Source organism: Mycobacterium sp. Root135 (assembly GCF_001426545.1).
In the GTDB taxonomy this organism is placed as follows: domain Bacteria; phylum Actinomycetota; class Actinomycetes; order Mycobacteriales; family Mycobacteriaceae; genus Mycobacterium.
This window is the reverse complement of record NZ_LMEZ01000004.1, coordinates 202,541-227,581: the sequence shown is the minus strand read 5'-3', so window position 1 is coordinate 227,581 and position 25,041 is coordinate 202,541. Positions and strand designations below refer to the sequence as shown.

At 62.1% G+C, this 25,041-nt stretch carries 12 protein-coding genes; 8 read left to right on the top strand and 4 right to left on the bottom strand.

The features are described 5' to 3' along the window. The first annotated feature begins 13 nt into the window (after positions 1–13). Genes dpdG through dpdD form a run of 6 tightly spaced genes read left to right on the top strand, consistent with a single transcriptional unit; the run spans position 14 to position 11,642 of the window. Positions 14–910 (top strand): protein DpdG, encoded by an 897-nt coding sequence (dpdG, locus tag ASD37_RS31395; RefSeq protein WP_156720809.1) that lies wholly within the window; start codon positions 14–16, stop codon positions 908–910. Continuing rightward, positions 907–3,921 (top strand): protein DpdH, encoded by a 3,015-nt coding sequence (gene dpdH / locus ASD37_RS08785; protein ID WP_056550594.1) that lies wholly within the window; start codon positions 907–909, stop codon positions 3,919–3,921. The genes dpdG and dpdH overlap by 4 nt, the downstream gene beginning before the upstream one ends. Next, positions 3,918–4,658: a hypothetical protein gene (locus tag ASD37_RS08780; protein ID WP_056550593.1), complete on the top strand. Its 741-nt coding sequence runs from the start codon at positions 3,918–3,920 to the stop codon at positions 4,656–4,658. Before dpdH ends, ASD37_RS08780 begins: the two co-directional genes overlap by 4 nt. Continuing rightward, positions 4,655–8,998 (top strand): protein DpdJ, encoded by a 4,344-nt coding sequence (dpdJ, locus tag ASD37_RS08770; RefSeq protein ID WP_082570043.1) that lies wholly within the window; start codon positions 4,655–4,657, stop codon positions 8,996–8,998. The genes ASD37_RS08780 and dpdJ overlap by 4 nt, the downstream gene beginning before the upstream one ends. Further along, complete coding sequence (gene dpdK / locus ASD37_RS08765; RefSeq protein WP_056550590.1) at positions 8,995–9,525, top strand: phospholipase D-like domain-containing protein DpdK; 531 nt, start codon at positions 8,995–8,997, stop codon at positions 9,523–9,525. The genes dpdJ and dpdK overlap by 4 nt, the downstream gene beginning before the upstream one ends. After that, complete coding sequence (gene dpdD, locus ASD37_RS08760) at positions 9,522–11,642, top strand: protein DpdD (protein ID WP_156720807.1); 2,121 nt, start codon at positions 9,522–9,524, stop codon at positions 11,640–11,642. Before dpdK ends, dpdD begins: the two co-directional genes overlap by 4 nt. A gap of 464 nt (positions 11,643–12,106) precedes the next feature. Here the strand turns inward: dpdD and ASD37_RS08755 are convergent, their stop codons facing one another. Genes ASD37_RS08755 through ASD37_RS08745 form a run of 3 tightly spaced genes read right to left on the bottom strand, consistent with a single transcriptional unit; the run spans position 12,107 to position 19,923 of the window. Then, positions 12,107–13,663 (bottom strand): SIR2 family protein, encoded by a 1,557-nt coding sequence (locus tag ASD37_RS08755; protein ID WP_056550588.1) that lies wholly within the window; start codon positions 13,661–13,663, stop codon positions 12,107–12,109. 28 nt (positions 13,664–13,691) lie between these two features. Then, complete coding sequence (locus ASD37_RS08750; protein WP_056550587.1) at positions 13,692–16,997, bottom strand: exodeoxyribonuclease V subunit beta; 3,306 nt, start codon at positions 16,995–16,997, stop codon at positions 13,692–13,694. Further along, entirely contained in the window at positions 16,984–19,923 is a 2,940-nt protein-coding gene (locus ASD37_RS08745) for a PD-(D/E)XK nuclease family protein (RefSeq protein WP_162253250.1), read from the bottom strand. The genes ASD37_RS08750 and ASD37_RS08745 overlap by 14 nt, the downstream gene beginning before the upstream one ends. A gap of 397 nt (positions 19,924–20,320) precedes the next feature. Here ASD37_RS08745 and ASD37_RS08740 point away from each other — a divergent pair, with 397 nt between their 5' ends. Next, positions 20,321–20,959 (top strand): hypothetical protein, encoded by a 639-nt coding sequence (locus ASD37_RS08740; protein ID WP_056550585.1) that lies wholly within the window; start codon positions 20,321–20,323, stop codon positions 20,957–20,959. 198 nt (positions 20,960–21,157) lie between these two features. On the opposite strand, the gene ASD37_RS08735 is transcribed toward ASD37_RS08740, so the two are convergent. After that, entirely contained in the window at positions 21,158–24,040 is a 2,883-nt protein-coding gene (locus ASD37_RS08735; RefSeq protein ID WP_056550584.1) for a DEAD/DEAH box helicase, read from the bottom strand. Positions 24,041–24,114: 74 nt separating this feature from the next. Here ASD37_RS08735 and ASD37_RS08730 point away from each other — a divergent pair, with 74 nt between their 5' ends. After that, entirely contained in the window at positions 24,115–25,041 is a 927-nt protein-coding gene (locus ASD37_RS08730; protein WP_235568063.1) for a hypothetical protein, read from the top strand.

Sequence of the window (25,041 nt, the reverse complement as noted above, 5' to 3'; positions counted from 1 at the left end):
GAGAGGACTGTCCATGGCTCTGATGAATCCACCAGAACTTCGGCCCAGTGGTGTGGTGTTAATCCTTCGGTATCTGGCCGAGCAGCGCGCCCAACAGGACGTTGTGGCACGACTGCTGGCCACAGTCGCACCGCCAAGCCTGAAGGGCGATGCACAATCCGACGTTAGCCACAATCTCCGGGCGGCCACAGACTTGGGACTCGTTGTCAGAGACGGAGAAAAGGTCGTCTTATCCGAGAACGCATGCGTGGCCGTCAAACGCAGCCAGGGCGCGGTGGTTGAACTTCTTCGGCAGCGGGTTCTCGACGACTCCCTCAACACCGCTCCGTGGCGAAGTCAAGCCGGAGCGAGGGACCTGACTAATGCACTGAGTTGGTACCTCACACTGGCGCCGAGTGGCGCTCCCATTCAGATGGAACGCGGGCCGCGCTCGGCAGAAGATCTACAACTCAAGGACTTTGGCCCTCGGCAGGAGGCGGACGGCGGACGATCTTCGAACTGGCCGATCAATAACAACACCCGGTGGGGTCCCTTTCGCCGCTGGGCGTGCTCACTCGGCTTTGCGTGGGTGAATCCAAACGGACACCTCGTCCCCGACCCGACGGTGGCGATTCGCGATTCACTGCGCGAGGTGTTTTCCGGTCAACCGGAACTGACAGCCAGGGACTTCGTCAAGAACCTAGGCGAAGCCTTGCCCGTACTGGACGGCGGCCGCTATCGCGAGTTCGTCACCAGCAACTGGCAGCGCCCGCCAACTGAAGAGCGAGGCTTGACCGCCCCGTTGTCCGACGCGCTGGAACGGTTGGCCGGGGAGCGGTCCATCACCCTATACGACCGCGCAGATGCCCCGCGCGTCGCGAAGGCGGACGGCACGACGTTCTCTCATGTGGAGGTGGGTGCGCGCGCATGACCGAGACGTTCCAAAACTTCGTTTGCTGGGATGATGCCGCGGTGCTGGCGGTAACTCCCCGTGACGCAGCCAGCCTCACCGACGGACGCTTCCAAGCAATCCACCATCCGCTGCGATTGCACGTGCGTCGCATCGACGCACGTGACGGCGAGCAATGGGCCACCGAAGCCGATGTCCTGGCGGCGCTGCGCGGCCCGTTGCGGTCAGACGGGTACCTGTTCATCCCGGTCGTCGGCGGGTCCGGTACCGGTAAGTCTCACCTCGTCCGATGGGTCAAGGATCAAATCGAAGGGGAACCCGACTGGGAAGTCCGTTATCTGCCGAAGAACCGCACCGGCCTGCGGCGTGCTATCGAAATAATCATTCGCGATCTCAAGGGACCACGGATCGACGAGGCCCGTGAAGCGCTTGAGTCGGCACCTGCATACACCGAGTCCGACGAAACTCTCGCACAGAGGCTCCTGGACGAGTTAGCCCTTCTCATCGGGAATTTGGATCAATTCCAACCCGAGCCGCCGAAGGACGCGCGGACCACCCAGTTGCGCGAGAAGGTGTCCCGTCAACTGCCCGACCTACTGCGCGACCCCGTCGTGCGACGAAAGTTGGTCGCTGACGGCGCCGTCGTGCAGCGACTGGTGGGTTTGGCGCTGCGCGGGCGCGCCGAAGGTGACGGTCTTGACGATGACGCAACGCATTTCCTTGCCAGCGACCTTCCGCTCAGCTTCGAGGAAATCGGGGACGCGACGACCGGAGCGAAGAAACTGTTGAGCCAACTCGCCGCGGTGCCGGCGCTCAAGGACACGGCCGTCGCGATGATCAACGAGGCCTTGCCCGAGGCGGAGAAGCGCATCGCAGTGTCCACTCAGGTCGACCTTGTGGAGGTATTCCGGGAGGTACGGCGGGCATTGCACACCGACGGAAAACAGCTTGCGCTGTTCGTCGAGGATCTCACCGTGTTGCACGGTGTCGAGCGAGAGTTCCTCGATGCAATCGTGGAACCGGTCCATTCCAGCGACGGCGACATGTGCAGTTTGCGGATGATCTTTGCCGTGACCGAAGGCCATTTCGACGATCTCGACACCGTGAAAACGCGCTGCGACGACGCGTATTGGCTCGATGCCCCCTACGGTGACGACGGCGTAGATGAGCAAGAGGCCGTGTCTTTCGTGGCGCGCTATTTCAACGCTGCGCGACTCGACCCCAAGGAAATCGACGGTGAGTGGGCCGGGCGGAGCAAAGACGACGACAAATGGCTTCGCAACGCTTGCAAGATTTGTCCTCAGCAGATCGTTTGCCATGAGACGTTCGGAGCCAGTCGCGAGGGTTATGGCCTATACCCCCTTAACGACGCCGCGGCAAGCAGATTCGTGCGGGCGCTGTCGACCGAGAGATTTGATCCGCGGGACATCGTGCGGGACGTGATTAGCCGACTCCTACGGCAAGGTTCGGCGGACATGCGACAGGGCCGGTTTCCTTCGACTTTGACGGTGTCCCCGTTCGAGCAGAACACTGCGCCGCTGGCTCCCTTGATCAAGGACACTGTCAGAAGATTGAGACCCATTGACTCCGAGCGGGTCAACAACGTTCTTCAGTACTGGTCCGACGAGACCTCTCCGGCTGATGTGAGCGGCGCCGTACTCGAGGCGTTCGGCGTGGGCGACTTCGCGACTGAGATGGCCTCGTTGCGAGCACTCGACGCTTCGGATGTGGACCCGGCCGAGACACCCACACCGGATGACAAACCCAAGCCCCGCCGGAGCGCCATTGAGGAACGTCTCAAGCTCGAACCTCGGAAGCAGTTCGCAGAGCTCGCAAAATGGTCCAGCAGTCAGAGCGAGTTGTCCGCCTCGACGTTCCGTGAACTTCGGAAATTGATTCTTGTCACCATCCAGCAGAACCTCGAATTTGGTTCCGTGCCGGTCAATTTGGGGGAGGAGTTCGATACTTACTGCCTGCGTGACATAGATATCTTCATCAAGGGCACGGTTACCCGACAGGCGGTTGGCACGCCAGTCATAGCGGTTGATCGCGACGAAGCGAGCGCACTTCAAGCGCTGATTCTGGCGAAAGAACTTGGGTCGGAAGATTTTCCGCAAGCTGCGGAGTTCCGCAGGATTCTCGCGGGCGCGATCGAGAGATGGACGAACGCCGTCACCGCTAGGTTGAGTCGCCCAACGACGCCATCGACGACGGCCGCGGTGTCAGCCACGATCGTCGCGTCCGCACTCACCGGTAACCTTAGTCGTGCAACCGCACCCGCCGACTATGTTTCGGCGCTGTTCTCGGTCGGCGACGCGCCAGCATTCTCGCCTGAGCGGTCGACGAAATGGACAGCATTGGTAGCCAAGGCCTTTGAGGTCAAGGCGCGCAACCAGAAGCAAATCGAGGCGGAATTCGGCGAAGCACGAGGACGAACCGGCGGTATCCGAATGGTGCAGGCCGATCGCTTGCTGCCAATCGTGAAGAGATTCACCTCCACGTGGGAAATCGACAGCAGCGATCCCGCGATCGCTGGTTTCATGCGCTCGGTTGCACCCGTTGTCGACCAGGAATGGCAAGCTCTGCAAGTACGAGTGACCGAGGTGCAACAACTGCTGGACCTTGAACGTCAACGGTCATGGACCGATCAAACAGGCAAGGTGTTGACCGTTTTACGGATAGCGCATCAAGCGGGGCGACTCAACGATCGCAACGCGGTGGAAGAACTGACCAGCCTCGCAGCACGCGATCCTGACAGCGTACTTCGCTCGTTCGCCGACGCCGCCAACCTGCTCACGGTCGATGCCACACTGCAGGACAAGCTCGCACTGTTGGCTAGCGACGCACCGGTGCACGTGGCGGTAGTTCATGGTTTCGCGGTTCGGGCTGCGACGGCTATCCAGAGCGTGGAACGCGACCTTGCTGCACGACAAACCCAAGCTGGGGGCGCCACCGATATGGAGAAGGCGGTTACACGAGTGCTGGAGGCCACTAGTCGGTTCGACGACGCAGTCAAGGGACTGCTCCAATGACCCTTTACGACCAGTCGGTTGAATTGCAGTTGAAGCTGGAAGCCACGCAGTCCGCGGATTCTACTTTGGAACTCGTCGCCGCGGCAGCCCGCTTCGTGCACGCCATGGACGCCGCCTCCGACCATCTGAGCGGTACCGCCAGATTCAGGGCACGGCTGTCCCTCACGGACTTTCCATCCATTGAAGTCAAGGCAACATCGGCGGCCATCGGCGCGTTCCGTGCTGGACTATCGCGGTACGGCCTCAAGGCTGTTCAACAACAGCCGGCCTCCAAACTCGCTGAGGTAGCCAAGGATCAAACTGCGCGGTCAACGAGATGGGCTACAGCGCGCTGGCGAGGCGTCTTCGACGTGTATCAGTCGCTACTCGAGGAAGCACAGTCCGGCCGACTGCTCGGCGGATCTAGCCATCGCTACGCGGCAGAAGGACGTGCCGCAAAGATGACCTTGCTGCAGCGGCAAGATCCCGTGGCCGACGAAGCGATGGTCACAGCTCAACTTTGCCAGGGCGACGAGAGCGCCTCATGGCTCGAGAGTCTCCATAAGCTAGGTGACGAACTTGCCAGCGCGCTGCAGGCGGTAAAGGACGAACGCGCAGCGCTCACACCAGAAGTGCAAAAGGCACTTGAATCGGCCGCATCAGAAGACGGGCTTTCGCTGGCTGATGTGTCCTCCACACTGCTCGAGTTGTTGCGCGCGTCCGGTGTCGATGACGACCTGGTGGTGCGTCGCCGATGATCGACGATGTCCTGCGCAATGTCCTTAACGGAATCGAAAGCCACGAGATGCCGTTGCTGAGTTGGGGCGTGACCAGTGGCTCATTGAGCGAGTCCGAATTGGAGCAGTTGGTCGAGCGTCATGCTCCGGGCGAAGACGTCGATGCGGTGATCGATGCACTGCTGGAACGCGGCCTCGTTTTTGCATCGGGGGTAACCGAACAGCGCTTTCGGAGTCGTATGGCCGAGACGGTGCGCCTCGCCGCGCATCTACGCCAATGGATGCATGGTCGGCCATGGACGGCCGCTGGGCAGTTGGTATCCGACATTCGGTTCCTCAGTCGACCCCGGACAGTCCCTCGACGCAACATCGGTGCCGCTGCGCTTTGCGCACGGGTACGCACCAGCGGCGCGGTGTGGACGGACCGCCACCAAGCTGTCGCAATAAAACTGCTTGGAACGCGCGATGTTTCGGAGTTCCAAGCCCGCTCGCTGGTTCGGCTGGCGCAGGGCCGCGGAGGGCAGCGGGGAACGGTTATCGCCGCTGGCACCGGATCGGGAAAGACCTTAGCGTTCTATCTTCCGGCGCTGACTCAGCTCGCCGCGACGCCACGCCCGGGCGGAGTGCCTCGGATCATCGCGATCTATCCACGCGTCGAACTGCTTCGCGACCAGTTGCGCAGTCTGCTGATCACCTGCAGCAGTCTGGGCGGGGAGACTCCCAATGTCGGAGTCCTCTACGGCGCGGTTCCAAACAACCGCACCGCTGCCGAACACTCGCCATATACGGCGTGGGAGAAAGCTTCCGATGGCCTGGCATGCCCGATCATCGAATGCCTCCAAGATGGTTGCCGCGGCCAACTCATATGGCCGAATTCAGCCGGGGCGACTGAACGTTTGGTCTGTGACAGATGCGCCTCGGTGATCGGGCCCGAGACATTGACGTTCACCCGCGACCGACTCAAGGCGTCCCCCCCGACGATCTTGTTCACCACCACCGAGATGGTCAACAGGGAACTCGGCTCGAAGGATTTCCGCCGAGTGCTCATAGGAGACGACACCCGGTCACCGGAGTTCGTATTACTGGACGAAATTCACACCTATTCGGGGACCCACGGCGCGCAGGTCGCGAATCTCCTGCGGAGATGGCGAGCCGAGGTGGCGACGCCGCCCCATATCGTCGGACTGTCGGCAACCCTGGCCGACCCGATCGGATTCTTCGCTGACCTTACGGGCCTACCCACCTCAAACATTGCTGTGGTGCACACCGAGAACGCGGAGATGGAAGAAGTCGGACGCGAATACTTCCTTGCGTTACGCGGCGACCCCGCAGCTCGAATGGCATTGCTGTCGACCACCATTCAAACGACTATGCTGATACGGCGGATGCTCGACCCAGCCCCCGACGGCCCTAGTGCTGGCGCCTTCGGATCGAAGCTTTTCGTCTTCATGGACGATCTTGACATCACCAACAGACTCCACTCCCAACTCCAGGACGCCGAAGGGTGGCGGTCCGGCGGAGTCAACCGCAAACCGGAGGGCAGTCTCGCCACACTTCGCGCCTCGACCGGACCCGACGTACGGGCGCGCGACGAAGCGGGACAAGTGTGGCAGATGGCCGAAGAACTCGGCACCCTCGACCGACCCGTACGCGTCGCACGGACGACTTCACGAGACGGCGGAGTCGATGCCCGTGCCGACATCGTGGTCGCCACCGCGTCACTCGAAGTAGGCTTCGACGATCCGTCAGTGGGTGCCGTCATTCAGCACAAGGCACCTCGAGATCCGGCACAGTTCATTCAGCGTCGTGGGCGCGCGGGACGTAACCCCGCCATGCGACCGTGGACGGTGGTGGTGTTGTCCGACTTTGGCCGTGATCGCCTCGCGTTCCAGTCCTACGAGGCACTCTTTGATCCCGTCGTGCCGCGGGTGGCGTTGCCGCTGAGGAACAGGAGCATCCTAAAGATGCAGGCGACGTGGTGGCTGTTGGATCGGCTGTCGCGCTTTGGTCCAGGTACCTCAATAGCCAGCGTCATCGACAAGCCGTGGAGCACCTCGTATCGGCAGAGCCAACGCGACCAGGCGACAAGACTATTGGGCCATGTTCGAGATCAGTTGCAGGCCACTTCCTTAGAGCGGATGGGGCGTCAGTTGCAAAGGGCGTTGTCGTTGACTGACGAGGACTTGCGTGCAGTCTTGTGGGATTACCCACGCGGGCTCATCCCATCGGTCTTTCCCACGCTGATTCGAGGCCTCGAGGTGGCGGCCTCCGAACTCCCGTTGAGTGAACACGACTGGCCGCGGCCCCTCGCGGACTTCCTCCCGCCCACATTGTTCTCGCCACTTCAGACACCGGCGATCGAAGTGTCGACTCCGTGGCAACGCGAGAGTCCCGAATCGGAACCGGTGTCGCAGGGGATGCGTCAGTTCGCGCCCGGCCGGGTCAGTTACCGATACGCCCACAACGGGCGGCGCGACCGTCTGTGGGTGGAACCACCGTTGCCGGAGGCACAAGCTCTCGACCTCGGGGCGTTCTGTGACGACTACGTGGACTTGGAACCACCGCCCAATAGGAGCGCCGCCCGACTCGTCCAACTGCGGGCACTTAACGTGATCAAACCTTCGGAGACGACGCCAGATTCATCGTTCGCCGAGTGGACGTGGGACGTGGCTTTTCGGCACGACGGAGATCCCGCCGTACTGGACATACCTGGCGGAACACCCTGGGGAAGGGTGGTCGCGGGATTCGAGGCGTTCACCCATCGCCATCGTTGCGCGCAGACCGTGTGGCGCTACGCGGACGCGTTTGTGGCGGAACGCAACCTTGCCGGTGCTCCGCCGAAAACGCGGCACTCGGTCACCGTCGACGGCCATGAGGTCAGCGTCGGGTTCGTGCTGGATGTCGACGCCGTGGCACTGACAGTCCGCTTGCCGGAGTCGCTTCCGGACAGTTTGGCGCTCGTCCGGTCATTGCGCGTCGCGCGCATGGAGTTCCTCATACGCAACGCCGGTCCAGTCGTCGACCTAGTTCCGTCGGTGTTCACTCGGGAGTGGCTACACCAAATCTTGCTGTCGGTGCTGGTCGTGGGGAGCGACGGGGGATCGATCGACGCCACCCTAGATGGGTTGTCCGACGAGGAACTGAGGACGTCGATGCTCCGCGGTGCGCGAGAAGTTTTTGGCGCCCTCGACATGAGCGAGCAGTCGGGCGGCGACGGACAACCGGACGCCAACCTCATCGGCGAAATTGCGGCAGCGCTGGACGTATCAGGCGTGACAGCGGAGTTGCGAGCGGCCGCAAGCGTTTTGTCGTGCGAACCGAACCCGGAGTGGCAAGCCTGGCTGGATGAGCGCTACCTGACGACGCTGGCGTCGGCAGTAGCGGAAGCAATTCAAAGCTCGTGCCCGGAAGTGGATGCGAGCGAACTTCGCATCGACATCGCTGCAGCGGCGGCGGGGGAGGGTGAGAGGGTCGCACGGATCCACATCAGCGAGGACGAACCCGGAGGACTCGGCGTGGTGGAGGCCTTGGTGGATCGCTACGTTGAGGACCCGCGCAACTTTTGGTCGCTCGTTGAGACCGCGCTCAGTGCTTGCGACGGCGAACGCGTTGACGAGAACATGCGGCGTTTCCTAGCTTTGGCGAGCAGCAGTCCGATCGCTGACCGGCTAGCGCACATCCGTGCCGCTGGGGATCTCGCCAGCCTGACCGAGGGTTGGCGTCAACTGCGCACCGTCATGTTCGAGGTGGGGTTGGCCTGCGATCACTCCATTGTGTCCGCCCTGTCGACCCGGTTACTTCGTCCTGGGAGCAGTCCAGCTCTCGAAGGGTTGGTGGCCGACCTGGTTGGTCGTTGGGACGCGATCGAATCCCGACTCGGAGTCGATGTCGAACTGAGAGTGTTCGCGTACGTTGCTGCATCTGATCCCGAGATCCGACGGCGACTTCAGGGCATTGCAATGGTCCGTGCCGGCCAACCCGGCTGGGAGATTGGTCAGATAGTTGGTCTCCTGTGGTCACGGGGGTACCGCCTGAGATCCTCTGCGTTGCAGTCCTACTCGCCGTTCCGAAATTACGAGCCCACCGATCGTCTCCTCTTCGCTGACGTAGTTCGGCCCCCTGAGTCGATAGTCGATTCAACCGACCCGCAGTGGCGCGATGCAGTCGACACGCGACTCCGAGAGGCCGCCACGGTGACGGTCCGTGCTCCCACCGACGATTCCGCGGCTGGCGTCATCCGCGAGTTCTTGACCGTGCCGACGAACGTGGATGTCCTGGAGTTCCACCCGCGGGTCGTTGGCTTGTCGCGATCGACTGACGGCATCGATGTCAAGATCGAGCTAAGGGAGGCACGCCAGTGACTTCGAGAAGCCTGCGTACGTCGGCGCTTTCGTCCCGTGAGGAATTGGCCGACATACTGCAGGCTATGTTCGTTGCGGAACTGCTCACACCCAGCGCTCCGATCTGGATCGTTACCCCCTGGATCTCGGACGTCGTTGTGCTCGACAACAGGAGTGGACTCTTCACCGGATTGCTGCCAGACCTGCCGAGGCGACCTCTCCGGCTGGCCGAAGTGCTAATCAATCAACTCCAGCGCGGCGGTTCTGTTGTCATTGCCTGCAGACCAGACGACCACAATCGTTCTTTCGTCGAGCAGCTTCAATTGAGCGTCGCCGCCGATGGTGAATTGAGTCGCCGACTGACGTGCAGATACGCCAGCGAATTACACGAGAAGGGGATTCTGTCCGGAAGGGTGTTGTTGAGCGGATCAATGAACTTGACCTACAACGGGATTCGCCGCCTCGAGGAGTCGATTCTGATCACAGATGAGTCCGATCCCGTCGCCCGCGCGCGCCACGCTTACCAGGACAGGTGGGGTGTCGCTTGACCGACCAAACCACGGCCTTCTTTGCCCCGCCCAACGAGATCGATTTGAACGTCCTGGACGTCGAGTCGACTCAACTGCTCGATCTGCTGCGCGGCCGCCTCGAGCGAGGCAATCAGCGGACATTACTCCCGGCCAATATCACGGGAATTACGCGTTGGTACGCGCTTGCGCCAACTCATCGAGACGGGCGACTGCTGCGCGAAGAAGTTCAATGCTGGCTCAGTCGACCCCTCATCACCAGCAGGGTCGACGTGTCCAGGACATCACCGGATCCGGTGGACCAGGCGGCACTAGGACTCGTCCATAATGGTTCGGTTCTACGCCTCGACGTTGCGCAGGGGTGGGTGGGCCGCGCACGGCAGAACGTCGATTCGCTGACTACCGTGTGGTCGATCGAACCTGACCGGGCCGTCGACCAACCGCGGCCCGTGGGCCGAATCCTTCGCCAGTTCTATGAGAGCCTCGTCGGACTCGACCGCGAGCAGGCGGACGCGGCCCTCGAGGAGTTGCGTGGGCGAGCACTGCTCAGCGCTACCAACCTGAGGTTCCTCCGAGTAGAGCTATTGAGCTCGTTGGGTGCGCCCCAAGACCTGCTCGATGACCCACTGCTGCAGGACGTCTCGTCTTTGGCTCGTCCTCCGGCAGTGACCGAGAGTTTGGCCGAAGCTGCCGATGCGCTGTTCATGAATCGTCACGCGACAGACGGGCTACTTAACGCAGCAGCGCGATTGGACGTTGCGTGGCCCGGCCTCGTAACCCAGGCCTATCAGGTAACTACTGCTGCTACGGCGCGTTGCTATGCACTGGGACAACTCTTGCTCGAGAGGCCTGAGGCCGCACAACTACGCGAGCTGTCGCTGCGCTATCCCGATGACGCAGTCATAACAGGAGTGCTGGCGACGACGGACTCCGAACAATCCTCCGCACCACCGTCTGCATCCCCGTTGAACTTGTACTACGACGGAAACTACGAAGCGGCGCTTGAGCTTGCGGCCACTCAGCCACCCGACAGGTCGTTCGCCGCCATTGCACTTGCTGCTGCCGCGAATCTTCAAGACTCACCATCGGCGGTCCGCGCACTGGGGGTGGTCGACCGGTTGTCTGAACCTGATCGGAACGGTCTACTGCAGAGTGTCGTTGAACGAAACTTCTTTGAGAGTCTGCGCGCGCTGACCGCCGCGGATCGCGTGCCCTCCGGATGGCTCGACTGGTTCACCGGTGACTGGCCGGATCGGCCGGACCTCCTCGCCGAATGGTCTCGAGCGTGGCGACGTACGCCGGACGCGCTCACCTCGACTGCAGACGATCTCGCGGTTGCTCTGATCGAGGCTCTGAACGACGCGAGACGCCCGCGAGTCCGCAACGGTATTCCGCTGTTCATCGACTGGCTGACGTCGGGCGGGGTTCCTACCTCGGGAGTGGGCCTGGCGACCACGACCTTCGACATCATGTTGTCCAGTGAGCCAGGAAAGAACGAACGTCAGGTAGCCCTCTCACTGCTCGACGGGGTACTCGCGGTCGGATGCTCTTCACCGGAGTACCGCGAGATGCTCGGCGCGGTAGCACGCGAACTGCCGATCATCGGACCCCGGGATGGCTCATGGTTGGCGCAGGTAGTCGACTTGCTTCTGCTATCAGCGTGTCCTGACCCGGTAGAACGGGCGACTCTGATTGCACGTGCAGCAGGCGTAGCCAGTTCTTGGGGCGATCGAATTGATTCGCGCGACGCAATTCTGCTCGGGCTGCTCTTCCGGAACGCGGGCGTTGACTTTCAGGGGCAGGACAATGAGTCCAGGGAGGACGCGCGACCATTCGACTCGGTCGGAGTGTACTCATTGATGGAAGGTGCAGTACGCGTCCTAACCAGTTGGATTGAGGAACGTTGGCCGGGCGTTACTGTGAGAACTTCTGCTGCACATGGCAATAGCGATGCACTAGCAGCGTTGGTCAAGGGTGTCGATGTCATGCTCGTTCAGACCAGTCATGCAAAGCATGCCGCCACTGGAGCCATCAGTATGGCTATCGTGGATCCGAGTCGACTTGTTCTGGTGAGTGGTCGCGGCGCTTCCGCGTTGATGCGGTCTCTGCTCACCTGGTCTGAGCAGGCGACCGACTGAGTCGTCTAATCCTGACTTGGCTCACGGTTTGAGTTTTGATCGGGCCGCGACGATGTGACCTGGTGTTTTCGTCGGCTGGTCGGCGAAATGTGCGCACGAAATGTTGGTTCTAAGCTGCGCTGGTGCCCTATGCGCGGACCGTGAAGACGGCTTCAGGGGCCACGGCGGTGCAGATAGTGTGGTCCCCGCGGCGCGGGTCATCTCGTTCGAGCACCTCGGATCCGCGTGTTAGATCGTTTTGGCGTCGGCAATTAACAGCAACAGCGTGTTTCGTGACTTGGGGTTGGCGCGGATCATCGAGCCGACCAGCAAGGTCAACAGTTTCCGTGTCCTCGGAGGGAGTCGGTGTCACCCCCGCGTCGCACGCCGCCACAAGCGTCGCCCAACCATCCTGCTTCCTGTTTTTAGTTGTGCCGAGCTTGGATTCGCCGCAATCACGCAACAGGCTCATCCCGATAATGTATTTACGAGGCACCTGAGCCAAGATCGCTTAGAAATCTATTCACGATGTAGCCGACACTGTCCACTGGCGATCGGCGCGTCACCTCGACCAAATCGGCTAGCAGATCACGTAATTCGACTTCATCTTGAGAGAGGCTGCTGTAGGTCAAGTCAAGGAAGAAGGGCGCAGAGGTCGTTGACAGGTAGCCGACGAGATCGAGAAATAGCTCTAGTTGACGCGCGGCCTCGGCTTGGAGGTCCTCCCGGTACGGTATCGCCAGCATCGGTACGACCTCTAAGTCGTCTGCCCAGAGTTCTTGCTCCAACTCATCGCGAAACAGCGTTAGGACAGTCCCTCTGCCTCCGTCGGCTGCAGGGCCGCCTCGAGCCGCCCGAACTTCGTGAACCACTTCGTGAAAGTCTTCGTCCTGCAACGAATAGCCGACAAACATCATGTGCCGCATGAGTAGGAGGCCCTGCACGAGGCCCATCAGTGCACCGTACTGACGAGGCATGTCGATGAAGTCTGATCTGCTCAACACGATTTTCTCAGGTTCGCTAACGGATCCGTGCAACTTGAGCAACCACCTGCCGTCTGTCTCCAAAGGGCTGGCCGGCAGGACTGCTAAATCCTGGCCACAGATCCGAGCAGCGGACTCAAACATGTTGTCAAAGTTGGTTGTAACGGCTTCCTTGCTCGATAAGGAGGCGAGGAGACCGTGTTGCAATGCGTAACGGCCGGGCCTGTCTAGATGGTCAGCCACCACTTCCCGCAGTTTGAGTCCGGCCATCGACAAACGTCGCTCGAGAACGGTAGCTTGATCTCGAAAGTCTTTCTTGGACAGGGCGTTCATTACATCTGAATCCATGCTCGCAGCCACCGCGAGGTCGCTAAGCAACTTGCTCCACGTGGGAAGGCCGGCGCCGGCACTCACTCCTGCTCCGATGAACAGCACAAGTTGGTTGTCGATTGCCGCCTTCGCCAGGCGTTGTGCTTGATCGACTAAGTCCTTCGACGACAGCTCATCGAAATTCCAGTAGTAGGCGATCCGAGTGTCGCCGCCGACCAGACGGCGCCGCGCCCTTTGCGCTGCGGCATAAGGCTTCTCGCCGAAGGCAACAAGAACGATATCCACGTCGTACTCGACGACAAGACCGTCGAGCGTCTCGACGAGCCCCTCGACAAGCTCGCCCTTCCTATTTGACCCGCCCCCGTCGCCGGAGCCGACCATGTTGACGGCAAGCCGGCGCTTGGGCCAGGGGTAGATGCGGTCGTCCTCACTGACAGTTCTAAGCTGCTCAACTGCCTGCTTCACGAACTCGCGGACGGTGGGCTTGAAGACCTCGAAGTCCGATTCACTACCTGCCTGGCCGACGTTGCCCAGCCAGATCTGCGGTTGTCCATTTCCGGAACGGATGTGCATCAACAGCTTCTTACCAAATGACTTCGGCGCGTGCTTGCCACGCATGATCAGGTTCCACGAATCGGTGATGTGGACAGTCCCGTCGGTGGGTATCAAAACGGCGTCACATGCGACCTGGTTCAGGTCACCGTTGATGATGAATAGGTGTCCACTCATTTTGTCCCCGCTCGATTCGTTGCTGTTCTCACGAAAGGCCTGCTGCGACGCTGACCGGTCTGGCTACGGCCACTCCGGGCCTTAGGAACAGCAGCAGTGCCCCAGCGACTTCACGGTCGACGGATGTGCGAACGGCGTCAGCGTAGGCCTGCAGCTGAACACTGTAGAGCTCGACCTTCGCATCGAGCTCGGTCTCAGTGCGCCATGCATCCGTCTTGTAGTCGACCACCACCAAACCTCCACCGTCCTCATAGAGCAGGTCGATGTACCCCTCGAGAACTCCAACTCCCCAGGGCACTCCGACGTAGACCTCGCGCCAATGGCGTTGCGTGGCAGCAAGCTTTATGACTTCCGAATCCAGTGCAGCCTGCGCGAGCGCTCTGATGACGTCCTCTTTCCCGAGGACACCCTCTGCGGCGGCTTGCGCTGCGCAGGCCGCGGTGAGGCCGGTGCCAGTTGCAAGGTCTACGGTCTGCAGCACCCCATGAACGGCACGCCCAATCGCACTGCCGTAGCGACCCTTCTGCCAGGGTGGCAGGTCTATGTCACGCGCACCCTTGGCGAGGCCTGGATCGCCCACGGCGGTCTTACCCGCGGCAGGGTCGAGGGCCTTCTCCGCGGCCCTCGCTCTAGCCAGCCTGGTGGCGGACGTCGCCAACGGACGTGACGCACTCGTCAACGCAGCATCGTGTACGGCCTGCCATCCATCGAGAGTCGGTAGGTCCCTAAGCTCGGAGCCGCCTTCGGGCTCTCGAGGCAGTCGCGGTGGCTCGCCTACCAGGTCGAGTTCGTTGGCCAGCGCAAGATCCCATCCCGCGTCGTGGAGAACTTCGGCTGAAGTCAGGGTGGTGCGGGTGCCCCGTTCCTTGCGATGAGCAGATATCACTAGGTGGTCGCGAGCACGGGTGGACGCGACGTACAGCAGCCTGAGCCGTTCATGGTGGTCCATTTGCTCTTCGACCGGTTGTGTGTCTTCGAAATCCATGGTGGACAACCGTTTCGAAAGCTTGACGGCCCAACCCGCTGACTCAGGAAACCTGACCTCGACGCCCCGCGGTTGGGGGTTCATCTGTGTCGTCAGGCCCGAGAGAATCACGATAGGGAACTCGAGGCCCTTCGCGCCGTGAATGGTGAGAATGCGGACTGCGTCGTCGTCGGTCTCGGGAAGTACGGTTTCGACCACTCTCGTTCCTTCCCCGGATTGGCCTTCGGCCCACTGGAGGTATTCACGCAACGTGCTGCCGCCAGCTTCCTCCCATGCGCGGCACTGGTCGACGACGAAGCGGAGTCTGCGCCACAGGTCGCGAGGCCGCCGTTCTGCTGCGGCGAGTTCGTAGAACCGCCTTTCGCGCAATATCCGGTCGAGTACTTGGCTGGGCGACAACCACTGGCGTTCTCGATGAATGCCGCTCAACCATGCGATGCCTTGTGCAACGGGGTGGGCAACGGGCGCCTCTTCGGGTATTGCTGCCTGGTGATCCCAGCTGCCGCGATAGCGCTTCTTCCAGACGAATAGATCATCGTCCCCGCATCCGAAAGCGGTTGTCCGCAAGGCGCTCACGACGGCGAGGGAATCGGTGGGGTCGTCCACGGCGCGAACCACCAGCATCAGCTCGCGAATCTCGCGAGTTCCGTACACCAACGAGGAGGTTTCGGCGCGGAAGGGGATGTGCGTCTCATCGAGCGCGCGTTCCAGGAAGGGCAGTGACGTGCGTGCTGGCAGGAGGACAGCGATATCGCTCCAACGCGCCGGGCGCCAAGAGTCGACGCGCGCGGATGTCCGATCCGCGACGGACCAAGCTTCACCAATCGCCTGCCGAATGGCCGCAGATACGTCGGCGGCCTCTTGACTTCGGAGCTCGTCGGCCGGCAGTCGGCGATCGTGTTCGCGGCCAATGAACGCAACCGGTGGCCCAATCTCGGGGCGCCCGCGCTCGGCCAGGAGCGCTTGATACTCGGGCTGTGAATTCCCGTCGCCGACAATGAGCTTGGCGAATGTTGCATTGACCCAGTCGATGATGGGTTCCCCAGTGCGGAAATTTCGGCTGAGTTGTAGAGACGCACCCACCAGTTCGTCCCGAGCGGTCATGAACATGCCAATGTCCGCTCGCCGGAACCGATAGATCGACTGTTTGGGATCTCCGACGAAGAAGATGCGCCCGGGCTCCGTCCGGATCGCAGACCAGTGCTTCTGACCCGCTTCCTGATCGTCCGATGCGATGAGCACCGCGATCTCGATTTGTACCGGGTCGGTGTCTTGGAATTCGTCGAGCAGTAGTCGTTCATACCGCTGTGCGAGCGCGCGTCGCACGTCCGGCCCCGTGACGTCGCTCCGGAGCATGTTTCGAGCAAGCACAAGGAGGTCGTGAAACTCGAGTTCGCCAGCCTCTCGTCGTGCCGTCGCACTTTCGGCGGTAAACTGAGCGAGCGACGTCGCGAGTCGCTGAAGCACGCTTTCGAGAATCTCAGAGCGCAAAGCCGCGCAAGCATCTTGAAGGTCACTGAGTCGGCCGCGGACAACGCCCACGCCGATGCTCGTCCAGTTCTTCGCTTGGCCGCGTTTTGATTTGAGCTTTGGTACGTCGAGCAGTTTCACGCGACCGTCATCGTCGATGGCTGCGCGCAGCCGCGCCTCGAAGTCCGTGACCACATCGGTGAGGTGACGAAACAGAAAGTCATCTTCGTCGGTGCAATGCTCGGCGAGGTCGATGACGGCTTTGAGATCCGTCAGTAGGTCGCGCACGTCCACCGAGGGGACGGCCGGTGGCGCGACGTCGATGCGATCGACGACTAGGTCCCAGTTGGCGTTGAAGGCCACGGCGACGTCGCGAAGGTGCTTGGGCTTGCCGCCACTCGCGAACAGGAGCCGGAGTGGCATCTCGAGACTTTGATCGTTGAGCAGTCCGTCGGCAAACAGCTCCCAGCGTGTTTCGAAGGCCACCTGCGAGGCGATCTCGTCGTGGACTATGAACCGCGGAGGTAGCCCCGCCTCGATCGCGTGTTCGGTGAGTATCCGCTGTGCGAAGGCGTGCAGGGTGCCGATTGCAGCGCTGTCGAGCGCCAGCAGCGCGTCGCGGCAGGCCTCGTTGTCCGGAGCACGACGGCGAAGCTCCGTTCGGATGCGATCGACCAATTCAGCGGCGGCCTTTTCGGTGAAGGTGATCGCGGCGATGTGGTCTGCGGGAATGCCGGATTCGACAAGGGCGATGAATCGGCCAACCAGGCAGGAGGTCTTGCCCGAGCCGGCGCCGGCCTCTAGGAAGAGGGTGCTGTCCAGGTCGTTGGCGACGGCATCACGTGCCGCCTGGTCTGTTTCGAGCTCAGTCGACGTCATCGTCGTCTTCCGCGTCGATGAGTGCGACGTATCCGGCCAGCGCGGGATAGTCCTTCTTCCTCTCCCATTCGCGTCGCACGTGTTGGTCGCTCTGACCGTCGGGGGTGCAGAACCAACAGTCGACCCAACCCCAGGTTGGTTGATCCGACGGATGCGCAGGGAAGACGCCCGAGCCGATGCCGGTTGCAATCGTATCGATGGCTCCCGTCACAAGTTCACGCACGCGGTCGGTGATCGGGTAGCCCCTGTGCTTGTCGTCTCTGGTGAACCAGTAGTCGGCGCGCACCTCGGGCGCCCCGGGGAATCTAGCCTGTGCTGCTTGCGAATACACGAAGAGTTGAAGTCGTCGACCGTGGTGATGCGGGTTTGATTCACTCAGGTTGTTGTACGAGCCCACACTTCCCGTCTTGTAGTCGATGACAGCTAGTGACCCGTCAGCGCCGCGATCGACGCGGTCGATCGAGCCTCGCATCCGGATGGTGTGACCGCCGGGAAGCTCAATTCCTAGGTCGTCGAACGCCATCTCGGCCGCTATGGGGCGGAGTCCTTCGGCGAGCCGCTGCGCGTCGGAGTCGAGCAGGCGGTCGAGGTCGTTCGCGAGGCGGATTCGTTCGGCGCGCCAGAGGATCGCGCGGCCGGTGTTGCCCTCTTGCTCCGCGCGATCGAACTGGAGGGCGGCAATCTCATGTAGACGGGTGTGGTCGTCCTGGGTCCACGTATCCAATGGATGACCTGATCCAATGGCCTCAAGAATGAACTCCTCGAGAATCTTGTGGACGATCGAACCGCGGGTGAGCGGGTCGATTTCGAAGCGTCGTTCGGGTTCTTCGACGCGTTCGACTCCGAGTACATGACCGAACAGATAGGACCGTGGACACTTCGCCCATGCCTCCAGCCTCGACGTCGAGATATGTTCGGGTAGGCCGATTTCGGCTGCGACACCGTCAAGATTGCCGTCGAACCGGGTGAACTCGCTGCTTCGTCGTGCCCGTACTACCTGCAAACCGACTTGCGTTCGTGCGTCCCCGCTCAGGAGTGGATGGTCGGGGGAGCGCCGTGCGATCGCGGCGAGACGAAGCTGCTGAATGCTCGAATACGACTGGGCGCCAGCTAATCCACCTGCAAAGGATGCGACGTGAGTGAACCACGGTTCGCTGGCGTGATCGACCAGATGGCCAGACTCGATGGTGTCGACATCGGCTAGCCGCGCGGCGTCGGCCAGTAACCACCGCGACGCAGGTCGATCCATCGATCGCCGCAAGTCACCCCGAGGATACGAGAGCAAGGCACGGTCGGCGCTCGCGATCGCGGCAAGTAGGTCGCGATGATCGTCCAGCACGCGATGCGCACGCAACTGCAGGTGCCCCGCTGCTGCGTCACGCTCCGCATCGGGCAACAGCGAATCCTCTAGCCTGCGCGGGGGAAAGCGGCCTTCCGAGAGGCCGAGTATTGCCGCACGATCGAACACCATCCCTGCGGCCACTGAAACGTGGCCGATGAGAACGCCGTCGCCAGGCCGACCCACTCGGCGCAGGGCCACTGACAGTTCACTGTCGAGCGTCCGTCGGAACAGGTCGATGCTTGGGGCGGTGCCGCTCAGGGCGTCCAATCCGGCAAGCCGGTCAATCGCTTCCTCGACACGGTGCGCAGCGTCAACCTCATCGTCGGGCCAGGCCGAACGGCGTTGATCGCTGCCGAGGTACTTCTGGGCGAGGTCCGTGAGCCAGGCGACCATCGCCGTCCATGATTGCGCGGGACCGTGGCCTTCGAGATTGCGTCGGAGCTCAATGATGAAGGCGGACAGTGCATCCGCGTGGTCGGCGTCGCTTCGGCGGTGCTTTGCGCGCCACTCCAATCCGGCAGCAAAATCGGCGTGGGCCAGCTCGCGCTGTGCAACGGCCCATCGCGGGAGTTGGGCGTCCCAATCGCTTCCGTGGACGACGCCCGCAGCGCGCGACACCCTCTCCCACGCGCGGCTGGGGACACGGTCGCCGTCGCTCAGGATCGGTGCGTCCGAAAGAAGCCCAAGCACGTCGGCCCGGCGGAAATCGCGCTCGGACAACTTCAGGAGATTCCGGATGGTGCGTCCGTACAGCATGTCGCCGATGTTGCGCACCGGGCTGCCGTTGAACGCAATGCCCGCCCCATCAAGCTGTTCCTGCAGCAGGCGTGCGTATGGATCCGCTGTCGGGTAGAGGACCGCGATGGTCCCGAGACGGACTCCCTCCTGCATCCAGCCTGTGATTGCTTGGATGACCGCCCGGACCTCGTCGTCCGGGTCGCTGGCGCTGATGATGTGGGTGGTCAGCGGCGGAGTGATCGGGTCATGTTGTGGGAGGCGGATTCCCGCGAGCTCGTATGCTGCGGCAGTGGCTGCGTCGACGTCGGGAACCCCGGTGATTCCGACGTTGACCGTGAGTTGACCTCCGTCGGCGAGCGCTTTCACCAACGCCGCCTCACCGACTGTGAATGATGACAGCAGGTGGATCACGACGGGATCGTTCTGAGTTGCTTCGCGGGATGCGAGAAGGCGGGACGCCGTGCTAAGAAGGTCTTCTTCGTCATACCAGTAAGCTACGAGCCTTTCGCGGGCAGCCCGCTGAATGCGTACGACGTCGGCGGCGCGAGGGGAACGCGCTGAGACTGCGTCAAGGCTTGAATCCGGCGCCTTCCTGAGTTCGCGATAGGCACTGGCGAGAGCTTGCTCGGTCGCGGAGTGGGCGGCGGCTGAAGCAAATATCCCGGGCTCCTCACCCAGGACTGCGCGAATCGCGGAGGCGATCAAGGAAGCGGATGTCGGCCGTCGATCGCCCTCGGCAAGACTGGGACCTGCGATCTGTTCTGCGAGGCGACGCAAGGTCAGGAAATTGACGTTGGCGATGCCGCCTGGACGCGCTGCCAAGGCCCGGCGGGTCGCTACGGACACGTGATTCGATCTGACAACCACGGTGACTGGTGCGAGTGGGTCCTCGCCCTTGAGCGCTGAGAGTTGAGCGCCCAGGTGTTTGATGGCGGGCCGTCCGTAAGCCGTTGTTGTCGTATCGATCTTGAGTTCCCCTCGGTAGCCTTCGGGTGCTCGCCCGTCCGCGCTCCTGTCGATTAAAGCGAATGAACACGGAGAGTGCGCCATAGTGGTCGACAGAGCGAGGGTCGCTACTGCAAGCCGCTGGCAGCCACATATCGGGCTCTCGGGCGCTGAGCAGCTGCGTTGGCTCAATATTTCAGTGGCCCTGTCGGACCAGAGCGGTAGTCTCTAGCTAACGTTCAGGTGGGCGCTCGCACTGGTCTCGCCGCAACTGCATCTAAATCGCGATGGGGACTATGTGACAGCGGACGGCAATGAACACGTACCTGCATTCGAACCGGGCGGGGCTGCGGTCGGGGAATCGCCAGCGTCCGCGCGCAACACCCATCAACTTATCTGGGATCGGGACGCGGCCCACCTCGACGGCGACGACTTCTTGGAGGCACAGGGTGACGATTGGAAATACACGATCTATCCAGTGTGCGGGCACGACGGCGAGACAATCGGGTATCACGTTTCGGGTGGGGACAACGACTCGCGCGACGATATCGGCTCAACACTTCTCTATGGCAAGAGAGGTGAGTTGACTCTGCCAAAGGCTAGGGCCGCGGCGGAGGCGAACTATGTGTCCCGTTATCGCGAGGCAGAACAATTCTTGGATGACCTTCTCGACGACTGGGAAGACGACGACGGTGATCCGCTAACCCGTCGAAATGATAGCGGCCGCATCGTGTGTCGGGTGGACGTAGCTGGCATCGACGAAGTCGAAGTGGTTGTCACTCTTCACGATTACGGAGACGGTTTCGACGCCACCAGCCGTCGCGCCACCGTCAGTTTGCGCACCGTATTGGCGTACAGCTACAACGGTGATCGCGAGGGGCTGATAGACGACCTGGGCAGACTCATCCGGCTCGAGAGTCGACGCTCCGACAAGTAGTCCAACGCTTCGGCGAGTTCAGATCGTGCTTGTGGATGCTGGCTCCTCATGGATGCGTCCTGCAGCCCCTATTGCCAAAAAATTGCCGGCTGCAGATTGAATGCGTACCGCGAACCGTTTGCCCATCACGCGCTGAGTAAGGGGCTGCTACGTGCTTTCGGAGAAAGGTTCTCTGGAACCTGAAACCTGCAGCGCTGCTCAGTGTTGGCCGCGCCAAATGCGGTATTGGACGGCAGCATTCATAGCCGTTTGCCGCTCGGCCCGGCGTCGCTCCGTCTCGCCGGGTGGAACAGCCGACCAAAAGGTGGTCTCCGCATACCCCGTGGTGAAATCCCAGCCTCGACCCGGTAACGCCGGCACCGGTGCCAGGCTCTTTGCGGTCAGTTCGTCACGCAGTTGTTCGCGAATAGTGCGCCAGGCCGCGGCAGTCTCTGGGCTCGCCGTTCCCCTAACGTAGGCCACAGCGGCGATCTCACCATCATTCGTCGTGGTTGCCGCAACCGCCGCTTCCGCGGCAACGACCTCGTGCGCCGCCGGTGCCGAGTCGACCTCGAGACCGGTGTAGAGGTCGGGGCTCACCTTCTGTCGATCACCGCCGGCGTACACGGCGTGGGTATCGAACGCCGTCGGGCCGACCACGCTGACAAGTACGTAATCCTGGTTAGATTGGTTGTCGCACAAAATGATTCCCTGGCTAAGCGTGGAACCGAGCTCATCGCCAACAGCTCCGACCAGCGCTGACATTAGCGGGTGGCCGGGCGCGATCAACTCAGGCGGGTCTGTCGAGAAGATCTGGTCGTCGGGGTATCCAAATGCCACCCTGTCGTAGCGGGTCATCAGCGATGAACCGAATACTTCACGCAACTTCGTAGGAACGTACGCAACCCGCCACGCGTCACCCTGTTCTGCTATGTCTACATGGAAGAGTGGCGCGGCACGCAACGTGAAGTCGCGCGCAACGTCGGGCTGGAAGCTCATCGCCTTCGCGATCTCCATCTCGCGGCGAAGCCCGGCTAGTTCATCGAGTGTCAGCGTGCTCACCGACGCGGCACGTTTCGTGACAGCCGATTCAAGACGTTCGGACACGGTGTCGAGTTCCGCTTCGATCTCGCCGTGGTCCGTCTCCCTGCCGACCGCCCGTGTGAGCAACTGACTGAGGCTGATGTCGGTCAGCACCTCTCCGAGCACGTCAAACACCTGATCACCGAGCGCCAGACGCTGCACCTCGACCTTCTCAAGCAGTTTCACGAAGACGTCACCTTCTCGCGTATCGGCCGCGACCAAGTTCCACAAGTGGCAGGTGTGCCGTTGGCCGATGCGATGGATTCGCCCGAATCGCTGCTCGAGTCGGTTCGGGTTCCACGGGACGTCGTAGTTGACCATCAGGTGAGCCACCTGCAGGTTGACGCCCTCGCCCGCCGCATCCGTCGCGATCAGGACAGAGCTGCTCGGTTCCGTGATGAATCTGGCCTGTGACCGGCGCCGATCCGGCCACGTCATCGCACCGTGGATGACTTGGACGTCAACGGTTTTAGCAAGCAGTTCGCCGAGACGGTCCTCGATGTAGTCGAGTGTGTCGCGATTCTCCGAGAAGACGATTATCTTGCGGCGCTGTCCATCTGCCTCGTACATGTCCTCGCTCATGAGGAGCTCGGCGAGCGCTTCCCACTTCGCGTCGACCTGCGCACCGTAAACCGCCTGGGCTCGCGCGACGAGCCCATCGAGCACCAGGATCTCCGTCTCGAGTTCCGCCAGCGTGCGCGCGTTCGTCGCGACATTGACCACCTCGTCCTGGTAGGTCTCGGCCCGGACACTGCTCATCTCATCGGGATCGTCGCTACCAAGCGCCAGCGTGGCGGCCAGGTCGGCGGCGAGTTTCCCGTCGGCATCGTGGGCCTGGTTCGCCTGTGCGCGGAGCCGGTCGCGTCGTCGAGTGAGCGACCGCAGGATCGCCTGCGGAGAGGACGCCAGTCGACGCTGGAGGACAACCAATGCGAATCCGACGCTGCGTCTGGTGTCGTCGTCGGAGACCTTGTTCATCTCCTCGCGTACGTACTCACTCACCGCCTCGTAAAGCTCGCTCTCCATCGAGCTGAGCCGGTATGGGACGGTGCTGGCGCGACGCTCGGGGAATAGGGGCGATCCGTCCAGGTGGACCAGCTGCTCCTTGACCAGACGACGCATCAGGCCGTCGTTCGCCGGGTCCTCGACCGCGGGCTCACCCACCGACCGCAGGAGGGTGAGGAACTCCCGGTAGTCCGCGTCCTTGCCGTTGTGTGGGGTTGCCGTCATGAGCAGTGTGCTCGGGACCGCGTCGCGGATCGCCTCGGCCAGCATGAATCGCTTCGTTTTGGTGATGGTGCTACCCCAGGCGCTCGCGGCTAGTTTGTGCGCCTCGTCGAAGATCGCAAGGTCGTACTGCCCGTCGACTGCCAGCGCCGTGAGTTCCTTGCTTCGGCTGAACTGGTCAAGACGAGCGATCAGGAACGGCAAGCCCGCCACTGACCCGTCTGACGAATCGCCCAGCAGCGACCTTTCGAAGACCTCGAAATGGAGTGCAAACTTCTCCCTCAGCTCGGTCTGCCACTGCTCGACCAGACTGCCGGGCACCATGATGAGACACCGCCGGACCCAGCCCCGTGCAAGTGCCTCCTTGATGAAAAGCCCTGCCATGATCGTCTTTCCGGCACCGGGATCGTCGGCGAGCAAGAATCGCTTCGGATAGTCGGTGAGCATGCAGTCGTAGACGGCTTGAACCTGGTGCGGTAAAGCCTCGACGTTGGACGACGACACGGCGAGCAGCGGGTTGAGTAGGGACGCGTGCCGCAGGCGCAAAGCTTCGATCGCGAGCCAGAACTCGTCTGGATTGGCGGCAAGTGTTGGGCCTCCTCCACCTACCGGCCGAACTTGCTTCAGCTCGTCAGCGGAGAGGAGTCGTGATTCCTCGATGCCGAAGTCGTCCCGGTAGCGGACGAACACAGCCGATCCGGCAGGCGTTATCTCGACGATCTCGACGACCGCGTCGAGGACCAATCCCTCGACCGTCGTTCCCGGTGTCAGGTCAGCGAACCCGTCCGGCATCGCTGTCTCCAATCTTCCGGGATGGCTACCCCGCATGATAGACAGCAAAGGGGAGGAATCAGGCCGTGGACATCATGATCGTGAGCGGGGTGCATCTCGACCACGCGTGGACTGGCCTCGGCACCCAATTCGGGTCCGCCTTGCGCGGTTGGTCACGCCACGTCCTCGCGCTCGTCGTCGAAGAGGCGAATCGGCGGAACGCGGGTGTCTTGCTGGTTGCGGGTGACCTCTTCGACCGTTCGTTTGCCCTACCCGCCACCGTCGATTACGCGTCCCAGATACTCGGTACGTTCAGCGGCGACGTCGTCATCGTTCCCGGCAGGACCGACTGGATAGACGGCACCAGCCTTTACAGCACTCAAGAGTGGGCCGCGAATACCTCGATCTGCTCGTCTTCCGACTACCAAAGCTGTTCGGCTGCATCCACTTTGTGGGTGAGCGCATGGACGGCGCCAGGCGGTTCCGCCCCGCGGGTTCCCGTCGCCACGGGGCCGCGTGTTCTCGTCCGCGCCGGGATGGCGGACGACGACGGGGTCCTGGCCGTCCCCGAACTCGTCCACGATCCACGCGAACCCGGAGGATCCGCCCTGCTGATCAACAGTGCGACGCCGAACGAGCCTGCCCGGCAAGTCGATCTGACCGGCCAACCCGGATCCCTGGTCGACGTCGACGTCACGGACCTCTTGGACACCGACGCGCTCGCCGATGCCATCGACGCAGTGCTGATGCCGGGAAATCCCTTGCTACTACGACTGCACGGCACGCTGGCACCCGGGGTGCTGTTGCCGGGCTTCGGCGACCCGGAACACAGCCTCCCGCCGGGGGTGGTGCTCGATCTCGATTCCCTCCATTTCGCAACGGCATCACTCGACCCGGCGGACCGCAGTGCCAGAGGAGAGTTCCTCCACGCGATGGCGTATGCGAACACCGCTGATTTGCAACGGCATCAAACAACCGCGCTGGGGCTTGCCGCCCTCGCTGCCTCCGCTCAGGGAACCTGA